We start from the raw sequence: 18,843 nt of genomic DNA on the forward strand, positions 1-18,843 counted from the left end.
ACATAATAATCAAAAAACGCGTCTAAAAGTTTAACAATTTGACGAAAATTTTCCTATGAAACTGCACTTTCTTTTTATCTTCATTAAAAATTTTTATAATGTTACCTTCCCCATTAATAAATCCTTATTTGAGCTGCTGTTACCGATGTAAACTTCATAATCCATGTGCTCAAGTTCCCATTCATTTGTATCTGGGTTAAACCACTTTAGCTTTTCGATTGGGCATCTTATTTCCACTGCCATCTTCTCACCTGGATTTAACGTAATACATTTAAATCCTCTCAAAAGTTTTACAGGTCTATCTACAGATGAGTTTTTAAATCCCACATACATCTGTACAACTTCATCGCCTTTCATACTACCAGTATTCTGAACATCGCACGATGCAACAACTTCATCCCCATCTACACCAAATTTTTCATTCGAGAAGCTAAATGTTGTATATGAAAGTCCAAAACCGTAAGGCAGAAGAGGTTCTATGCCTTCTTTCTCCAGTTTTGCATATCCGTGATAGTATCCATAATGTTGCTCTTTAGTATCCCAATCTACATGAGGAAGGTCGCTTTCCCTGTATGGGACGACAAATGGCAATTTTCCGCCTGGATTTACATCGCCAAAAAGCGTCTTTGCTATGGCTGTGCCCCCTTCCATTCCCGGATAATAAGCCATAAGTATAGCAGATACGTCATCCTTCCATTCGTTTATCATAATCATATTGCCACCAATCAAAACGACGGCTGAATTTTTGTTTATAGGTCCTACAGCTTTTATAAGCTCTATTTCATCTTTGTGAAGGCCCAGCGACTTTACTCTATCCCCGCCATATCCAGTCTCAGAGCCTACACTTATCTGGCCCCCTGCCTCTTCTACTGACTTCAACATAGGATCATCTTTGCCAAGTATCTCATCTGCAATAGTATCAGAGTACTCACCTTCATCGTGAGGACCATATCCAACGACGAATATTACTGCATCAGACGACTTTGCTATCTCCTTTGCTTTCTCTAAGTCATCGCCGTCGTAAAAGACTACTTCAGAATCAGGCAAAAGCTTCTTTATACCTTCTAATGGTGTAACAACGTATTTTGGATATACTCTGCTGGAGCCGTAATCGCCAATGTTCCCAATATTTCCTAGCCTTCCAAGAACAGCTACACGCTTTGACTTATCCTTTGAAAACGGAAGCACGCCGTCATTTTTCATAAGTGTCATGCATTTTTCAGCAGCTTCTAAAGCCAAATCTATATGTTCTTTACAGCTTATCACATCTTTACTGTACTCTTTATCATCTGCTTCAGTAAATGCCAAAAGCGTTCTAACAATGCGTATTGCTGCATCGTTTATCCTGTCTTCACTTACCTTTCCTTCTTTCACTGCCTTGATTAGCTTATCTCCAAAGTACAATGTATGGCACATCTCTATGTCCATACCAGCATTTGCTGCTTCTACAGTGTCCCTAACACCTAGGAAGAAATCGCTAATCACAAAGCCATCAAAGTCCCATTCGCCCTTTAATACTTTGTTTAAAAGGTAATCGCTGTGGCCACAGTGTTTGCCTTGATAGAGATTGTACGCACTCATAACAGAAGCAGCCCCTGCATCAATGCAGTCTTTAAAATGCGAGAGGTATACCTCTCTTTCAGTCCGCTTGTCTGCAGTGACATTTACTTTAAACCGCGACCTTTCCATGCTGTTAAAAGCAAAATGCTTTATGCATGCAATGACATTCTCTTCCTGAACACCTCTTACAAGTGCAGATCCCATCTGTCCTATGTGAAAGGATTCTTCACCGTAAGTTTCCTGGCTTCTTCCCCACCCAGGATTATAAGGAAGATTTATGCAGACACCGCCAAAGAGATTCCCGCCATGTGCTCTAATCTCTCTTCCAATTGCCCTTCCAATGCGCTCTTCTAGATCTGTATCAAATGTAGCACCCCTTGCCATTGACACAGGAAAACATGTGCTATTCCCCTGCACTGCTCCTCTTGGTCCATCGCAAAACTTCATCTCAGGCACTCCAAGCCTCTCATTTCCACCAGCAGGATATGGTACATAATTGTAATGATTGCCATTTGCTTCATCATTAATCAAATCCTTAAGGCTTACTTTGCCGCTCATAAGATACACTTTCTCTTCAAGAGTCATCTTTTCCACTATCTTTTTTGCCCTGTCTGTATAAGACAATCTGTATTCCTTTGTGCACTTCATATTTCTAGTCCTCCTCTCATTTCTAAAACAATATCATTCTTCACAATAATTAAGAGTTCACCTCATATAAAGGTTAAGAGGTGAACCTGTTTTTTGAAATCAAATCCTTTATATCAATATCTATAAACTATATAAATTTAATTCCAACGTTATTCTTTATTTTTCGAGGCTACATCTACATAAACAGCTAATAGTAATATCAATCCCTTAACAACATATTGCCAAAATGGTGCGGAATTAAGTAAGCTCATTCCATTGTTGATACTTGCCATAACTAATGCGCCTATTATAGCACCAATAACTGATCCAACGCCTCCCATAAGGCTTGCTCCACCAATTACACAAGACGCGATTGCATCCATCTCCGCATTCTGACCTGCAGATGTTGATCCAGCATTTAAAGTTGATGTAAGAACAACGCCTGATACTGCTGCAAGCAATCCATTAATTGCAAATAAAATAAGTGTTATCTTCTTAACATTGATACCTGATAATTTTGCAGCCTCGATATTACCACCTAATGCATAAACTCTTCTCCCAAAAACTGTCTTTGATGCAATATAAGTAAATATTGCAACTAAAATCGCCAAAATTAATACTGAAAAAGGAATTCCATTATAGGAATTTAGCGTGAATACAAATAGTCCAATCAATACAATCATAAGTATTATTTTAGCAATATCTAAATAAAAAGGTGAAACTTCTAACCCATACTTAATTTTTGATTTCCTTTGTGAATATATAGTATAGGCTCCTACTAGTAATACAATTATACCGAGTAAATAGCCACTTACTGGAGTTAAATAAGCTTGACCTATAAACTGAAAATCACTACTCAATGGTGCTATAGTATAACCATTAGTTATACCAATCAATATTCCTCTAAATACCAGCATGCCTGCTAACGTTACAATAAACGATGGAACATTTTTATAAGCTACCCACCAGCCATTCCACGTTCCTAAAATCAAACCAATCGCTAACGCAATAATTATTGAAAGGATGCCATTAATATGAAACCAGACATTAGCAATTGCAGCTATACCACCAGTCAGACCTAAAAGCGATCCAACTGAAAGATCAATCTGACCAGCTATTATTACAAAAACCATCCCTATGGCTAAAACCGCCGTAGAAACCATTTGCCTAAAAAGATTTGACATATTTCTAGAAGTTAAAAAGTCACCTTTTGTAGCAATTGCAAAAATAATCCAAATACCGACTAATGCTATTATCATCGTATATAATTTTAAATTAAATGAAAATTTTTTATTTATCGATACATTATTTTCTTTAAAACCTTTCGAATTCACCATTGTTATTTACCTCCTATCGCACATTGCATTATCATTTCTTGAGTGACATCTTTATTGACAAATTCACCCTTCTTTTTACCTTCATGCATTACGACAATTCTATCACTTAATCCTATTATTTCTGGCAGTTCTGATGATACCATTATTATTGAAATACCGCTTTTAACCAATTCATAAATTAATTTATATATCTCATATTTTGCACCGACATCAATTCCACGAGTAGGTTCATCTAATATCAATATTTTAGGATTTCTTAATAAATTTTTAGCCAAAACCACTTTCTGTTGATTTCCACCGCTTAAATTTTTTACTGCTAAGTCAAAATGTGAAACTTTTATTTTCAACATTTCGATATATTTTTTAACATCCACTATTTCTTTATTTACGTCAACTGAGCCAAAGTTATTTTTATAACTTTCTATATTAGATAATGTCATATTATCTCTTACAGATAATATATTTATTAACCCTTGACCTTTTCTATCTTCTGGAACCATTGCAATTCCATAATCCAAGGCTTCATCAGGATTTCTTATATTAATTTTTTTACCTTCTAAATAGATTTCACCTTCATGTCTTCCTGGATATGATCCGAAAATACTAGAAACAAGTTCAGTTCTTCCAGCTCCAATAAGGCCTGCTATTCCTAATATCTCACCTTCTTTTAAAGTAAAGCTGACATTGTCTACAATTTTTTTGCTAGATGATTTCGAATCATAAACACTGAAATTTTTTACTTCCAATATTTCTTTTCCAATTTGATGTTCCTCTTTTGGGAAAAGATTCGTAAGTTCACGCCCAACCATCATTTTTATAATTTCACTCTCTGTAAGATTTTTTGTATCTTCTGAACCTATTGTTTTTCCATCTCTCTGAACTGTTATCCGATCCGTTATTTCCATTACTTCATTTAATTTATGAGATATATATATACATGTAACACCATTATCTTTTAACTGTCTTAATATATTAAACAATATCTCAACATCAGCATCTGTAAGAGATGATGTTGGCTCATCCAATATCAACAAGCTAACATTTTTAGATAAAGCTTTGGCAATTTCAACTAATTGTTGCTGTCCAATGCCCAAATTCTTTACTGGTACATTAGGATTAATATTCAAATTCAATTTATCAAGTAAGATTTTAGTTTCATAGTACATCCTGTCAAAATCAATTATCCCATTTTTATTAGGCTCATTCCCAATAAATATATTTTCACTGACAGACAATTCTTTAACTAATGACAACTCCTGATAAATTATACCTATCCCTGCATCTTCTGCATCTTTAATATTATTTAATTTTAATTCTTTTCCATCAAATATTATCTCTCCAGAAAAAGTACCATATGGATATACACCGCTTAAAATTTTCATAAGTGTTGACTTTCCCGCACCATTTTCACCACATAGTCCGTGTATTTCTCCTTTTTTGACTTTCAAATTCACATTGTCTAAAGCTTTAACACCGGAAAAATCCTTTGTTATATTTTTCATTTCTAGTATGAAATCACCCATATCCATCCCTACCTTTTTTGATTAGGGGAATGAGTTTTTCACTCCCCTAAATAATTTTTAATAACTATTGTTTTGGCCATTGATCTTTAGGAACATTTTTATAAACTTCATCAAGGCTATGGAATCCGTCTTTTATGATAGTATCTACCATATTGTTCTTATCTACGGCTACAGGTGTAAGCAATACAGATGGTACGTCAATTTTTCCATTATTGACCTTTCCGTTTGCATTGATGTCTTCACCTTTTGCTAAGGCAACCGCTACATCAGCACCTTTTGTTGCTTCTTCCTTTACTGGCTTATACACAGTCATTGATTGTTTGCCTTCAACAATCAACTGACAATTTGCTAGATCAGCATCTTGACCGGATATTGCAACTTTTCCAGCAAGATTTTGTTCTTGTAAAGCCCTAATCGCTCCTAAAGCAGTACTGTCATTCGCATCAACTACTGCATCAATTTTATTGTTATTAGCTGTTAGTGCATTTTGCATAATATTGTAAGCATTTTGTGTAAGCCAATCTTGCGCCCATTGCTCTCCAACTATTTTTATATCGCCTTTATCAACTAACGGTTGTAAAACCTTCTTTTGACCTTGTTCAAACAATTTAGCATTATTATCTGTAGGTGAACCTTCAAGTAAGAAATAATTTCCTTTTGGTACCAGTTTTGTTATTGCTTCAGCTTGTAATTCACCAACTTTTTCATTGTCAAACGACACGTATGCATCTACATCTGCGTTCATAATTAATCTATCGTATGCTAAAACCTTTACTCCAGCTTTATGAGCTTCTTCAACGATTGGTGCTATTGCACTTCCATCATGTGGAATTATTACTAAAACTTTTATGCCTTGCGCTATTAAATTTTGACATTGCGAATATTGTGTTTGTGAATCACTATTAGCTGACTGTACTAATACATCAGCTCCTAACTCTTTAGCCCTTTGAACAAAATAGTCTCTATCATGTTGCCATCTCTCTAGATTTAGAGTATCAAAACTAAAGCCAATTTTAATTTTGCCTGAGTTGTCAGATGTATTGGTCGTTTGGCTTGTTTGATTATTAGATTTTGATTGATTAGGATTTGTTGTAGCACACGCCGAAAACGTAAACAACATACTAAGTATAAGTATCACCGACAACAAAGCTTTTTTTGCATTTTTACCCATCCTTAAAATTCCCCTTTCTTATCAATAATTTTTTGCGGTAGTCAAAAACTCTTATGTTATTTTTAAGTTTTAAAAGACATTAATCTATATTATCCATCTAACACCCCCTTATATTGGACTTATCGTAAAAAATTAAATAAAGTTTTTGGATTTATCAATTATTTTTGTAAGCATTTACTAAATAAAGAATTTTATTATTAGATATAATTACTTTTATTTATTAATTTTTTAAATAAACATAATAAAGGGAAGTACAAGGAACAAATAATTTATACTATTATTTTTGTTTTTTTATCCAATGTTGATTGAACTACTTTACTACTAATAATTCAAACCGAAATCTATCTAGTTATTATTAATGTCCCTTGTACTATGATGAATTTTTTCACTATCAAATTTCTTTTTTTTAACTTAACTTCGCTATCTCTTCAAATGTACCTTTTAATTTTGAATACAAGCTTACGTAAACCGGATAAAGCTTGTTGTATTTTTCAACATTTTCTTGTATCGGGTATACACTGTCTGTTACTTTTATAAGCTTGCTACAAGCTTCATCCACATCTTTATAAAGCCCATAACCTACAGATGCCATTATAGCAGCGCCAAATGATGGTCCTTCTGTAGCATTTATCATATCTATTCTTACATTGAATATATCTGCAAGGATCTGCCTCCAAAGCTTGCTCTTTGCACCGCCACCGCTTACTCTGACTTCATTAACAGGTATATTAAGATCTTTAATGAGCTCAAGAGAGTCCCTCAACCCAAATGCAACACCTTCCAATATGGACCTTGTCATATGGCCTCTATTATGTGTTATGCTTAATCCTACAAAGCTTCCTTTTGCATAAGGGTCGCTGTATGGTGTACGCTCGCCCATAAGATACGGCAAGAACACAAGCCCATCACTTCCCGGCTGTGCTTTTTCTGCTTCCCCAAGAAGTCCATCAAATGTCATAGCCTCGTTGCTGTAATTATTTACATTGTCGACCCACCATTTAAGGCAAGATGCTGCTGACAGCATTACACCCATCACATGCCATTTGCCATTAGCGTGGCAGAATGAGTGAAGTCTCAATTCTTCGTCTGCTGCATACTTGTCCTGTGATGCAAATACAACACCAGATGTGCCTAAAGCAACTGACACTATACCACTTTTCACCGTTCCAGTACCGACAGCACCGCTAGCCTGATCGCCACCTCCACCTACAACAATTGTACCTTCTTCAAGTCCTGTCAAATCCGCCGCTTCTTTTGTAACATATCCAGTTACATCAGTCGATTCATAGCACTTAGGAAGCGCATTTTCAGGTATATCAAATGCGTCTATCATATCCTTTGACCATCTTCTATTGCTGACGTCAAATAGGAGTGTTCCTGATGCATCAGAAACCTCTGTCGCGTAATCACCTGTCAATTTAAACCTTATATAGTCTTTAGGCAATAGAATGTGAGCAATTCTGCTGTACACATCTTTAAGGTGTTTTCTTACCCATAATATCTTTGGAGCAGTAAATCCTGTCAATGCCTTATTACCTGTGTACTTCAAAAGACCTTCTTTCCCTATTTTCTCTATAATGTAATCACATTCCTCTTGTGTCCTCTGATCGCACCAAAGTATAGCAGGTGTGATGACATTATTGTCTCTATCAAGAAGCACTAACCCATGCATTTGTCCACTTAAGCCTATACCTTTTATATCGCCGCTTTTTACACCGCTTTTTGAGATTAATTCATTTATCCCATTTTTTGTCGCATTCCACCAGTCCTCTGGGTTTTGTTCTGCCCACCCAGGTTCCGGATAATACACAGGATATTCTTTTGAAACGCTAGATACAACGCTTCCGCTGTCACTCATCAGTATTATCTTAACTGATGACGTACCTAAATCTATCCCTAAAAAATACATATATTTACCTCCATAAAATGTTATAGAGGGTGGGAATAATGAAACATTTATCCCCCCTCATGTTTCATTATTCTGTAAACAAATACTGATTGAGTATTGATTCAAGCATTTCTTGTCTACCTGATTTGTTAACAATCTCGCTATGCTCTAATGCATATTTCTCCAAGCTCTTGAAATCTGCTTTACCACTTACAATATCTGCGCCAATGCCATCTTTGTAGCTTGCATATCTCTCTTCAATGAACTTGTCAAATACGCCATCTTTTACAAGCTTATAAGCCACTTTGAAGCCTTTTGCAAAAGCATCCATACCTGCAATATGTCCTAAGAAAAGATCTTCAGGCTCAAATGAGGCTCTTCTGACTTTTGCGTCGAAGTTGAGTCCACCTTTGTCAAATCCGCCCATCTTTATGACTTCGTACATAGCAAGTGTCGTCATGCGTATATCTGTCGGGAACTGGTCCGTATCCCATCCCAAAAGCATGTCGCCTGTATTTGCATCAATTGACCCTAATACTCCGTTTATCCTTGCGTATCTTAGCTCATGTTGGAAGTCGTGAGCTGCTAATGTTGCATGATTAGCTTCTATATTCACTTTGAAATATTTATCAAGGTCGTATTTTCTTAAGAATGCCAAAACATTTGCTACATCAAAGTCGTATTGATGTTTTGTAGGTTCTTTCGGCTTCGGCTCAATCAAAAATTGTCCTTCAAAGCCGATTTCTTTTGCATAATCAACTGCCATGTGTAGAAATCTTGCAAAATTATCAAGCTCTAACTCCATATCTGTATTAAGGAGTGTCTCGTATCCTTCTCTTCCGCCCCAGAATACGTAGTTTTGTCCTCCAAGCTCCTTAGTAATCTCAAGGGCTTTTTTGACTTGCGCTGCAGAATATGCAAAAACATCAGCATTGCAGGATGTTGATGCGCCATGTACAAATCTCGGATTTGAGAATAGGTTTGCAGTGCCCCACAAAACTTTCGTCTTGCTGGTCTTCAAGTAATCCTTTATCATGGCAACGATGATATCCAGGTTTTTATTGGTCTCTCTTAATGTATCACCTTCTGGTGCTATATCTCTGTCATGGAAGCAGAAGAAAGGTGCATTAATTTTGTCAAAAAACTCAAATGCCGCTTCAACTCTAGCCTTTGCTATGTCCATAGGATCTGTAAGGTGATTCCACGGCCTTTGCATTGTTGCTTTTCCGAATTGGTCTGTCCCATCTGCTGTAAACGTGTGCCAGTAAGCTATAGAAAAGCGAAGATGTTCCTCCATTGTCTTTCCATCGATTACTTCCTCTGGATTGTAGAATTTAAATGCATAAGGATTATTTGATTTAGGTCCTTCATATTTAATTTTTGATACTTTTTCAAAATATTTGCTCATCTTATGTCCTCCTTTTTATTGTTTGTTTAGCCAACAAACTTATATATTATATATTCTACACAAAATTGAAAAATCCTTCTTTAAAATAAAAAATTTTAAAAAAAATAAAAGCCAGTCAAACCAATGCGATTAATCATATTTTAAAGTTTCAAACTTTATTAGATAATTTATTTTTTCATCATCAATTGTAGATTTATCTGGACATATCGATTTCGCTAATAGAAGGAAGTTTTAATTCCATTAACAGAAATGGCACCATTTATCTGTTTGATATCATTATAGACCATTAGCCAACATCTGGGAAGGTACTAAATTAGGTCAAAATTTGTTTGCTTTTCGATCATATATTTAATTATAAAGGTTCATGTAGTATAATTTAAGTTTGTGAAGTGGTCTCGTTATTGCAACGTAAAACAATTTAAGCTCTAGTTCTGTATCATTGTATGAATCTGCATCAGGTATAATCACTCTATCGAATTCCAATCCTTTAGACAAATACGATGGTATCACGATTTTCCTGCCTTTATATAATTCCGTTTTATCGTTAATCAATGTAATATCATCTATATCCTTTTTTAAGCTTTCATATATCTTTTTCGTCATTTCATCTGTCTTACAAATTATCGCTGTCGTAAGCTCATCATCCTGCAAATTATTTAAAATATCATGAATCAGTTCGTCATAGTCTCTTATTCTAACAATCTCTGGTACATCACCGTGCCTCATAATAGGCTCTGCTTTTACTATGCTTTTATTCTTGCTTTTGTCAATTACACTATTGGCGTATTCCATTATTTCAACAGTCGACCTATAGCTTTTCTTAAGCATCTTATACGTCGCCTTGCCATTTAACACATGATTGTTTAAGTCATCCCAAGATTTTATTCCTCTATACGAGTATATGCCTTGTGCTGCATCGCCAACTATCGTTATAGAATCACCTTTTACTATTTCCTTTAACAAATAAAGTTTAAATTCACTAAAATCCTGTGCTTCGTCAACAACTATATGAGTAAATTTGCCTGCATCATCTAAACCAAACAAATACTTATGTATGTACAAAATAGGCGCTAAATCCTCGTTTTCTATTTCGTCTTTGTCAAGCATCGCTTTTGTATAATCACATATATACGAGATTTTTTCGTCTTCGATTTTACCATGCGAAAGTTTCTTAATGGTCTCAAAATTCATTATATCTCTGTAAATTTTAACTGTATCTAATTGGGTCCATTTTTCAGAATAATCACAAATTGCTTTGTCGATTTTAACTGGTATATCTCCTATTTCTTTATCCCTAAGATCATACAGTTCAATTACCTTAGACTGCCTTACCTCATTGTCATTAATATTATCCTTGACAAATCTGATTTTTTCGCTATACTCCTTTTCAATACCATCTGCAATTAAATCTTTATTTTTCTTTAGTCTGTTCTTCAAATACGAAATAAACTGCTCTTTTCTTTTCTGTAATGGCAGGTAGACAAAATTTTCAATAAATAACTTTTTAAGCTCTATTGATGTAAAAATAATGTTTCCATCAATATTTATATCACAGTCAGGAATGTACTTATATAAAAACTGTTTAAAATAATTATCGATAATTGCTTTAAATAACAAGCTTCCCTTGAATCTTGACACCATAATAGTCTTTCGCTTTTCGTCGATGGGCGCATCTCCTAAAAGATATGATATCTTATCATTTGCCACTTTTAGCTTTTCTTTTATTCCTGTAATTTTTAATGCATAATCTTCAAATGTCGTCTGCAGGACATCGTCAGCACCAAGATCCGGCAAAATATCAGATATGTAATTAAGAAAAAGTTTGTTTGGAGCTATTACCATGTAATAATCTTCTCTTCCTTTATTTCTCTGATTTTGGTAAATAAGATATGCCATCCGGTGAAGTGCAATTGTTGTCTTCCCACTTCCTGCAACACCTTGTATAATCAAGGCCCTATCTAATGGTGCCCTTATAATATCATTTTGCTCTTTTTGTATCGTTGCAACTATGTCTTTAAGTCTATTATCAGCACTCTTCTCAAGAGACGACGTTAAAAATTCGTCATCCAAGATCATCTCTTTTAATTTCTCATCAAAAATGTTGAGAAGTTCACCTTCTTCTATTTCGTACCTCCTCTTTAACTTTATTTCACCAGATATTTCGCCACTTGGTGATTTGTAAGATACCGCACCTGCCTCACCGCTGTAGTAAATATCTGCAATAGGAGATCGCCAATCGATGACGACAGGTTCATCGCGCTTTTCATCGCTTAAACCGTATTTGCCAATATAGAGTTTTTTTATCTTATTATCACCGTCTTCCTTAAAGTCGACACGCCCAAAGTACGGTTTGCTTTTCGATTCTTTATACCTTATAAGTTTTCTTTCATTGCTCATCTTAAGCTGCTTCTGTAAAACTATCCTTTCATCAAGTGCTGACTTCACTTCATTTCGAGTTTCAGATATCTTTTTCTCTAATATCTTGCCTTCCTCTTCACTTTTTGCTATCTCACCTTCGATCCATTCTATTGTTTCATGAAGCTTCTGTTTTTCTTCGTTGTACGATGGATGCTCTGATGCTTTCATTGTCTTCCCTCCTAGCATAACGGCAAAAATTATTTTATCGCAATATCTTTTAATTTACAAATGTATTAATGCAATATCACATGTTTTCCATCAAAAACAATTTTAATAAGCTGCTTTTCTCTCAAATTTGCATCTTTTATCTTGTCAAATAACCGATTGTGTGATAAAATTATGTTGTTTAGTGTAAATAAAATTTATGTTTATATTTATGAATATTAATGAATAAAATTAACCTGTCCTTGTATAAAGAACAGGTTTTATTATATTATTAGTTTAATTTTGTTTATAAATATACGTATTTGCATTTAATCTTGATTTAAAAACTTAATTAATTCATCAGTAAATACATCAGGTTTATCAAAGTAACAAGTATGACCTAGATCGTCAAATGTATACAGTTTTGCATTTTGTATATTTTGTTTTAGCATTGTCGCAAATTCATACGGTGCTATGTCATCTTTTTTACCCCAAATAATCAATGTATTAACCTTTATCTCTTTAAGTCTATCGACGTATTTATCGATGTTTATACTATCTACAATGATAAGGGATCTAATCATTTCCTGATACTTTAATGCAAACCTTATTAATATTTCTCCACTGAAGGATGGACCAACAATATTAACTTTATTGATATTTAATATACTAACAAATTTCATTAGGAAATCCTCATACGATATATCTAGGATTTCCGATTTGCCATAACCAGGCAATTCCACAGCGATTACCCTATATCCTTCTTCTGCAATATTATCAACTATTCCATATTTCACCCAATCATCTATAGTGAATCTTTTGCCATGAAGCAGAAGGACATCGCCTTTATCACCATGCCCGCTGGTTAAATAGTGAACCATCGCTCCATCGATATTGACATATTTATTATCTGCCGTCATAATCGTCACCTTCTTTTTCAAATTATCAATGAAAGTTCTGCGCCATCCCTTATTGCCTCTACTGCTGTTGCTACATTTTTACAATCTCCAATGAAATAGTATTTATCATCTTTTTTAAATTCTTTAAAAGTATTGTCAGGTACATTGCCAATGGCAACTACTACATCATCAATGTCAATGATATTATCATTACCATTATTATACACCAATTTACCGCCTGTTATCTTTTCAACTTTTGCACTTGTTATAATTTGTATTTTATATTTTTTTAATCTATTAAGAAGAACTTTTCTAAGCATAGGAAACATATTTTTGCCAACATCATCGAGTGCTTCTATAATTATAACACTTTTACCCTTCTGTACAAGATATTCCGCAGTTTCAAGACCTGTTAAACCGCCACCTATTACAGCAATGCTTTGGCCTTGTGGTATTTTTCCATCTAAAACATCTATAGCTTTAAGCGGCACTATATCCATTTCAATTTCTAATTTTTTCGGCATAGAACCCGTTGCAAATATTACCTTATCATAATTCATATTTTTTAATTCATGACATGTCACTTCATGATTTAGATTGACTTTTACACCGTATTTTTTTAAATCAGCTTCAAGATAATGTATTACTTCACCTATTTCAGACTTGTGTGGCGGAACTTTTGCAACTTTTAGCTGTCCTCCAGGTGAATCTGACTTCTCAAATAGCTCAACATTATGCCCTTTTCGTGCCAAGTATATAGCAGCAGACATGCCAGCAGGTCCGCCTCCTATTACTGCTACATTAAGCTTCTCTTTTGCAGCCGTGTCAAATTCTTTTTCCCTGCCTACAGTAGGGTTCATCATGCATGATACAGGAAGTCCTTTTTGTATATATGCAATGCATGCTTGGTTGCAATGGATGCAGTACTTTATCTCATCAGCCTTTCCCTCTATATACTTACCAACACAGTCAGGATCTCCTATGAGTCCTCTTGCAATACCTATGAAATCAGCATAACCTTGTCTTACTATGCTCTCCCAGTCAGCTGCAACACCAAGTTTGTCAGCCGCTATAACAGGAATAGAAACGCTATCTTTGATTTTCTTTACATGAGTTATAAGAGGCCTATCATCTATACCCATTGGCGATATATGGTACTCTGACGTTGAGCCTACGCCTGATGAAACATTTAGTGCATCTGCGCCGTGTTCTTCCAAAAGGCGAGAAAGTTTTATGCTTTCATTGATATCAAAGCCGCCATCTGTATAGTCGCTTCCATTAATACGACATACCACAACCATGTCCGGCACTTCACTTTTTACATTCTTTAATATCTCTAAAGCAAATCTTGCTCTTCCATCGAAATCTCCACCGTATTCATCGTCTCGTGTATTTACGTTTGGAGATAAAAATTGATTTACAAACCATCCATGTGCAAAGTGCAATTCTATTGCATCAAATCCTGCCTTTTTTGCTCTTTTAGCAGCATCTACAAAATCTTTTGCAAACCCTTTTATGTCTTCTACAGTAAAATCAGACGGCTTATACTTAGGGTTGTGCATAGCAAGCTGAACTGCAGCCTTTGCACCATTTCTATGGAGGACATCCGCTAATCTCTTAAGGCCTTCAATCTTGTCATCATCATCTATTCCCAACTGGTTTTTAAAGAACTTTCCAAACTTATTTACATAACATGCTTCAACTATGACCAAGCCCACATCTTTCGATCGCCTGTCATAATAATTTATTTCCTTTTCACTAACAAAGCCATCATTTGATAAATTTGTGACAGTCGGCAACATTACAAATCTGTTTTTTAAGCTGATATTTCCTATTTTTCCTTCATTTAAAAGCATAACAATGCACTTCCTTTTAATTTTAGTGAAAATTGTCGTTGTTATTTTCTATACTATATTGTAATGCTTGTTTTTATATAAGTAAAATAATATAATATTATAAAATATATAAGTTAAAGCTTATGATTGGTGATGGATATGAATTTCAGAGAACTAAATATTTTTTTGTCAGTTTGCGAATTAGGCAGTATGTCAGAAGCTGCAAGACATCTTTATATGACTCAGCCTGCTATTAGCCAGGCAATTTCAGAGCTTGAAGGAGAGTACAACATAAAACTTTTTGATCGAATAGGTAAAAAGCTTGTATTGACACATGCAGGTGAAATTTTGCGAGACTACGGCAAGAAAATCAATCTTTTGCTAAATGAAGCAGAGAATACATTGCGGGATATTTCTGACATGAAAATGGGAAAACTTAAGTTAGGAGCCAGCAGGACTGTTGGAACATATCTACTGCCGCAACTTATAGGCGAGTTTTTAAAAATCTATAAAAACATAGAATTACCGTTTTACATAGACAACACATCTGAAATAGTAAAGATGATACATGAAAATGAGATAGATCTTGGAATAGTAGAAGGTCCTATACACTCTGATAACATTGAAGTCAAGTACTTTTTAGATGATGAGCTGTACCTTATATGCTCTAAAGACCATAATTGGGCAAAAAAGAAAATCATCAATAAGGATGATTTATCTTTAGAAAATATCATAATTAGAGAAGTCGGCAGTGGAACAAGAGAAGTATTTGAAAACACCTTGAAAGCACATAATATTGAGTACAACATTAAACTTGAACTTAATAGCACTGAAGCTATAAAGAGAGCAGTTGAAGCAAATCTAGGTGTTTCGGTAATATCAAAGCTAGCAATTAAAGAAGAATTAAAAAGTTCAAGGCTTGTTAAAGTAGAGATAGATGGAGTAAAATTTTTAAGGCAACTTAATATAATCTATCACAAAGATAAATACTTATCTGAACTGTGCAAAAAGTTTATAGACTTCCTCTATATCAGCACTAAAACATAACGCTCGAACTGTCCCTAAGTTTTATTTTAATAGAAAATCATAGTATGTTCTGACATAATCCTTTATCTTTTTGCTATTGCTCTATGACCTTCTTTATTGGGATGTATGCCGTCTTCACATATAAGTTTTCTATAGTCAGGTCTATCTAAAAATGTACTTCTTATGTCTATTATTTTCGTCTCAGTACTTGATGCTATGCTTAATATGGCAGAGTTATATTTCTCCTGCCACCAGTAAATTTTTGTGACGCTTCCAAGCCATGTCAATATATTTTTTGCCATTTCTTTATTTCCTTTGCTTATCCAGTTAAAATATTTATCTGCATCAAGAGGCGGAAGTGTAAGTAAAACTGGAACGATGTTTGCCTTTTTCAGCGAATCTATAAGATCTTTTAAAGTTTCTTTAAATACGTTAAAGTCTGTATTTGGAGCATGGTCTTTGTATGGGTCTTGAGCCACTTCATCCCAATTAAAGTCACAGTCATTGCCTCCGAACTCGATAAGCACAACATCAGGGCTTGTCTTGTCAAGCTCTCTTGCAAGTCTATCCTTTCCTTTGAGTATTGTACTGCCAAATTTTGATATGTTTTTGACCGTCCCTTTTAAATAGCCATTTAGTAAATTTGTGTATGAATCTCTTAGAAGTACGTATTTATTTTTGATTTTATCAAGAACGACACCTCTTGATATAGAGTCGCCGCACACGAGAAAGTTGTAGCTTTCCTTTATATTGAGCATTTCCATCATTGCACCTCCCTAACCTTTTAGTCTATTATACCACAAATTAACATCTTTTAATAAACCACCGGTCTAACCGGTGGTTATTCTTTTGAACTCAGCACTATTCTAATTTTAAAATCACATCATTGTTGTTGGTGTACATTATATAGTTTGTATTGACTCCTAATATATCGCCAGTTCCAGTTATGGTTTCTCCCGTATTTACGTCAATTAGATCTCTTCCATCAAATGTTACCGTCAAAGCATTGTCCTTTGGCAATATAATCACTTGATTAGGGGTAACCGCGTGATTAAGCTTTATGTGATTCCAATCTTTAAAACTTTTATCTATTGAGCCATAGTATATTTCCACAACTTTTTTGTCATTGTCTAACTTGCCTACATACACATTGTCATTGCTGTCAGTACCAATAAGCGAATATCCACTGCTTAAAAATGTGTATCCTCCACCATTTTTGATTACTCTTATAATGCCATTTGATGACTCATACAAAAGTACGTCCTTTCTTTGAAGTTCATACATTTTAGCTATTCTTTTTATTGGAAGCTTTAGATTTGCAATTTGTCCCATTATATCGACGCGGTATAAATAGCTATATCCATTCGAATCCACAACATTTATATATATCATGTTTGTAAGAGGCGACAATGTAACATCTTCTATATGGCTGTTTCTAGGCGCATATATAAGCTTGTCTATCTTGATCTTATTGTTTATATCAAGGTCATAAGCTTCTAACTGTATTGCCTCACTTCCGCGGCTATACGTCTTGTAAAAATATATGATTCTATTTCTGTCATTAAGCCATGTATAGTATTCAATGTTGTTGCTGGCTGAAATAACCTTCTTAATACCTTGAGTCTTTGTATCTATTACAATTATCTGATGGTTTAAAAGATATGAAACATAGCTTCCATCGTAAGATGCCTCTACGCTGTCAACACCACTTGGTATATTGACTTTTATTGTTTTCTTTAATGTATTTATATCTGTCTCAGAATTAATCTTCTTTATGTGAAACGTAGTTGTCGTAGATAAATAAACGTTATTTATATAGAAAAGCACTCCCATTTCTAATATCAATGGGAAAACTATCCACGTAAAAATTCTTCTTATAGCTTTCATAATACCTCCATCTTATTTTGCATAAAATATTGTAGGAACCATCCTCTCCCCTAAAGGATTTGATGGATTATTTATAACTTTTCCTTTGTAGTACATAGTAGTAGATGAACCACCATCTAAATTTGTAGCATTTACAGCACCATAATCCAGCATGATATTCTGCACATCCTTAAGTGTCGCTCCTACACTAGATATAGCTCTTCCATCTATAACTAAAAATATCACCGTTCCATCGGCCTTCTGCCCTATTGCAGTCCTTGGTGCAATCCCCCAGCCACCATCACCACTTTTTATCATAGGCTTTCCATTTACAACAAGGGCCGGACCGAAACTTACTGCTTCTTTTATGTCCAAATTTTTAATCTCATCTAAAGTGTATTTTCCTACCAGCAACTTGCCATCGCTTGTAAATCCTGCAAGGTCAATTTTGCCGTCTTTGCTATATGCATTGTTGTAAATAAGTTTTCCATTGTGTATGATGATTCCACCGGGTGTTCCTCCGTTTCCTGTCCATGCTCCATCTACATACCCGATAAATCCACCAGCATTTATAGCAGCTATTGCTCCATTTTCTTTCGCTATCTCGCTGACTGTTTCGCCTTCTTTTGGAAGCTTGCTGGATATGCCGACTTGTACCCTTGTCGGGTCATGTATAAGAATTACCTTCCCTTTAAATCTGCTGCTGCTTATGTCATTTACTTCAATCGTAGTGTCATGATTGTTTTTAAAGTTTAAAAGACTGCTTTTACTGCTGTCTGATGAAATACTGCTCATTTCTTTCATTATAGCGTCAATCTTGCTTTGTGGTAAAAACAGCGTTGCGATATATTTATGACTAAATGTAGTCATTGCGGTTGTTACCAATGTATTTCTAATATTCGTAAATGGACCGTAAAAAATTAACACAGGCAATATTATAGCAGCCAAAAATACCTCAAATATTACATAAGCTATTATCTTCTTCATAAAAAACTCTCTCTCCCATTTTTGTACCTTATAATTTTACACATATTCTATTATACAAGAAAATTATTAATATTTTATTAAAAAAATCATAAATATATAAAAAAATATATCCTGATAGCTATTTTTATAGCATTATCAGGATATATTTTACATC

The 18,843-nt window shown here is 34.6% G+C and carries 13 protein-coding genes; 1 reads left to right on the top strand and 12 read right to left on the bottom strand.

The window, feature by feature from the left end; translation table 11 throughout:
- Positions 1–93: 93 nt before the first annotated feature.
- The 9 genes from TTHE_RS12360 to TTHE_RS12400 all read right to left on the bottom strand — a co-directional run bounded on the left by TTHE_RS12360 (position 94) and on the right by TTHE_RS12400 (position 14,831).
- Complete coding sequence (locus tag TTHE_RS12360) at positions 94–2,208, bottom strand: beta-glucosidase (RefSeq protein ID WP_013298900.1); 2,115 nt, start codon at positions 2,206–2,208, stop codon at positions 94–96.
- A gap of 149 nt (positions 2,209–2,357) precedes the next feature.
- Positions 2,358–3,524, bottom strand: coding sequence for a sugar ABC transporter permease (locus TTHE_RS12365; protein WP_013298901.1), 1,167 nt, complete (start codon positions 3,522–3,524; stop codon positions 2,358–2,360).
- A 2-nt stretch (positions 3,525–3,526) separates the two neighbouring features.
- A complete protein-coding gene (locus tag TTHE_RS12370) occupies positions 3,527–5,047 on the bottom strand; it encodes a xylose ABC transporter ATP-binding protein (RefSeq protein ID WP_041587611.1) in 1,521 nt (506 codons plus the stop codon).
- A 64-nt stretch (positions 5,048–5,111) separates the two neighbouring features.
- Positions 5,112–6,218, bottom strand: a complete 1,107-nt coding sequence (gene xylF / locus TTHE_RS12375) for a D-xylose ABC transporter substrate-binding protein (protein ID WP_013298903.1) — start codon at positions 6,216–6,218, stop codon at positions 5,112–5,114.
- 406 nt (positions 6,219–6,624) lie between these two features.
- The gene (gene xylB / locus TTHE_RS12380) at positions 6,625–8,127 is read right to left on the bottom strand and encodes a xylulokinase (protein WP_013298904.1); all 1,503 of its coding nucleotides are present in this window, start codon (positions 8,125–8,127) and stop codon (positions 6,625–6,627) included.
- Positions 8,128–8,194: 67 nt separating this feature from the next.
- Positions 8,195–9,514, bottom strand: a complete 1,320-nt coding sequence (gene xylA, locus TTHE_RS12385) for a xylose isomerase (protein ID WP_013298905.1) — start codon at positions 9,512–9,514, stop codon at positions 8,195–8,197.
- A gap of 348 nt (positions 9,515–9,862) precedes the next feature.
- The gene (gene helD / locus TTHE_RS12390; RefSeq protein ID WP_013298906.1) at positions 9,863–12,100 is read right to left on the bottom strand and encodes an RNA polymerase recycling motor HelD; all 2,238 of its coding nucleotides are present in this window, start codon (positions 12,098–12,100) and stop codon (positions 9,863–9,865) included.
- A 305-nt stretch (positions 12,101–12,405) separates the two neighbouring features.
- Positions 12,406–12,996, bottom strand: a complete 591-nt coding sequence (locus TTHE_RS12395) for an alpha/beta fold hydrolase (protein ID WP_013298907.1) — start codon at positions 12,994–12,996, stop codon at positions 12,406–12,408.
- A 17-nt stretch (positions 12,997–13,013) separates the two neighbouring features.
- On the bottom strand, positions 13,014–14,831 hold the full coding sequence (locus TTHE_RS12400; RefSeq protein ID WP_013298908.1) for an NAD(P)/FAD-dependent oxidoreductase: 1,818 nt from the start codon (positions 14,829–14,831) through the stop codon (positions 13,014–13,016).
- Positions 14,832–14,969: 138 nt separating this feature from the next.
- Here TTHE_RS12400 and TTHE_RS12405 point away from each other — a divergent pair, with 138 nt between their 5' ends.
- A complete protein-coding gene (locus TTHE_RS12405) occupies positions 14,970–15,857 on the top strand; it encodes a selenium metabolism-associated LysR family transcriptional regulator (RefSeq protein ID WP_041587487.1) in 888 nt (295 codons plus the stop codon).
- 62 nt (positions 15,858–15,919) lie between these two features.
- Here TTHE_RS12405 and TTHE_RS12410 read toward each other — a convergent pair whose 3' ends face one another.
- The 3 genes from TTHE_RS12410 to TTHE_RS12420 all read right to left on the bottom strand — a co-directional run bounded on the left by TTHE_RS12410 (position 15,920) and on the right by TTHE_RS12420 (position 18,689).
- A complete protein-coding gene (locus TTHE_RS12410; protein ID WP_013298910.1) occupies positions 15,920–16,600 on the bottom strand; it encodes an SGNH/GDSL hydrolase family protein in 681 nt (226 codons plus the stop codon).
- 97 nt (positions 16,601–16,697) lie between these two features.
- Entirely contained in the window at positions 16,698–17,723 is a 1,026-nt protein-coding gene (locus tag TTHE_RS12415; protein WP_013298911.1) for a hypothetical protein, read from the bottom strand.
- A gap of 12 nt (positions 17,724–17,735) precedes the next feature.
- Positions 17,736–18,689 carry a phosphodiester glycosidase family protein gene (locus TTHE_RS12420; protein ID WP_013298912.1) on the bottom strand — a complete coding sequence of 318 codons (954 nt, stop codon included), beginning with the start codon at positions 18,687–18,689 and terminating at the stop codon, positions 17,736–17,738.
- Positions 18,690–18,843: the final 154 nt, after the last annotated feature.

The sequence above is a fragment of the Thermoanaerobacterium thermosaccharolyticum DSM 571 genome, from assembly GCF_000145615.1.
GTDB lineage: Bacteria > Bacillota > Thermoanaerobacteria > Thermoanaerobacterales > Thermoanaerobacteraceae > Thermoanaerobacterium > Thermoanaerobacterium thermosaccharolyticum.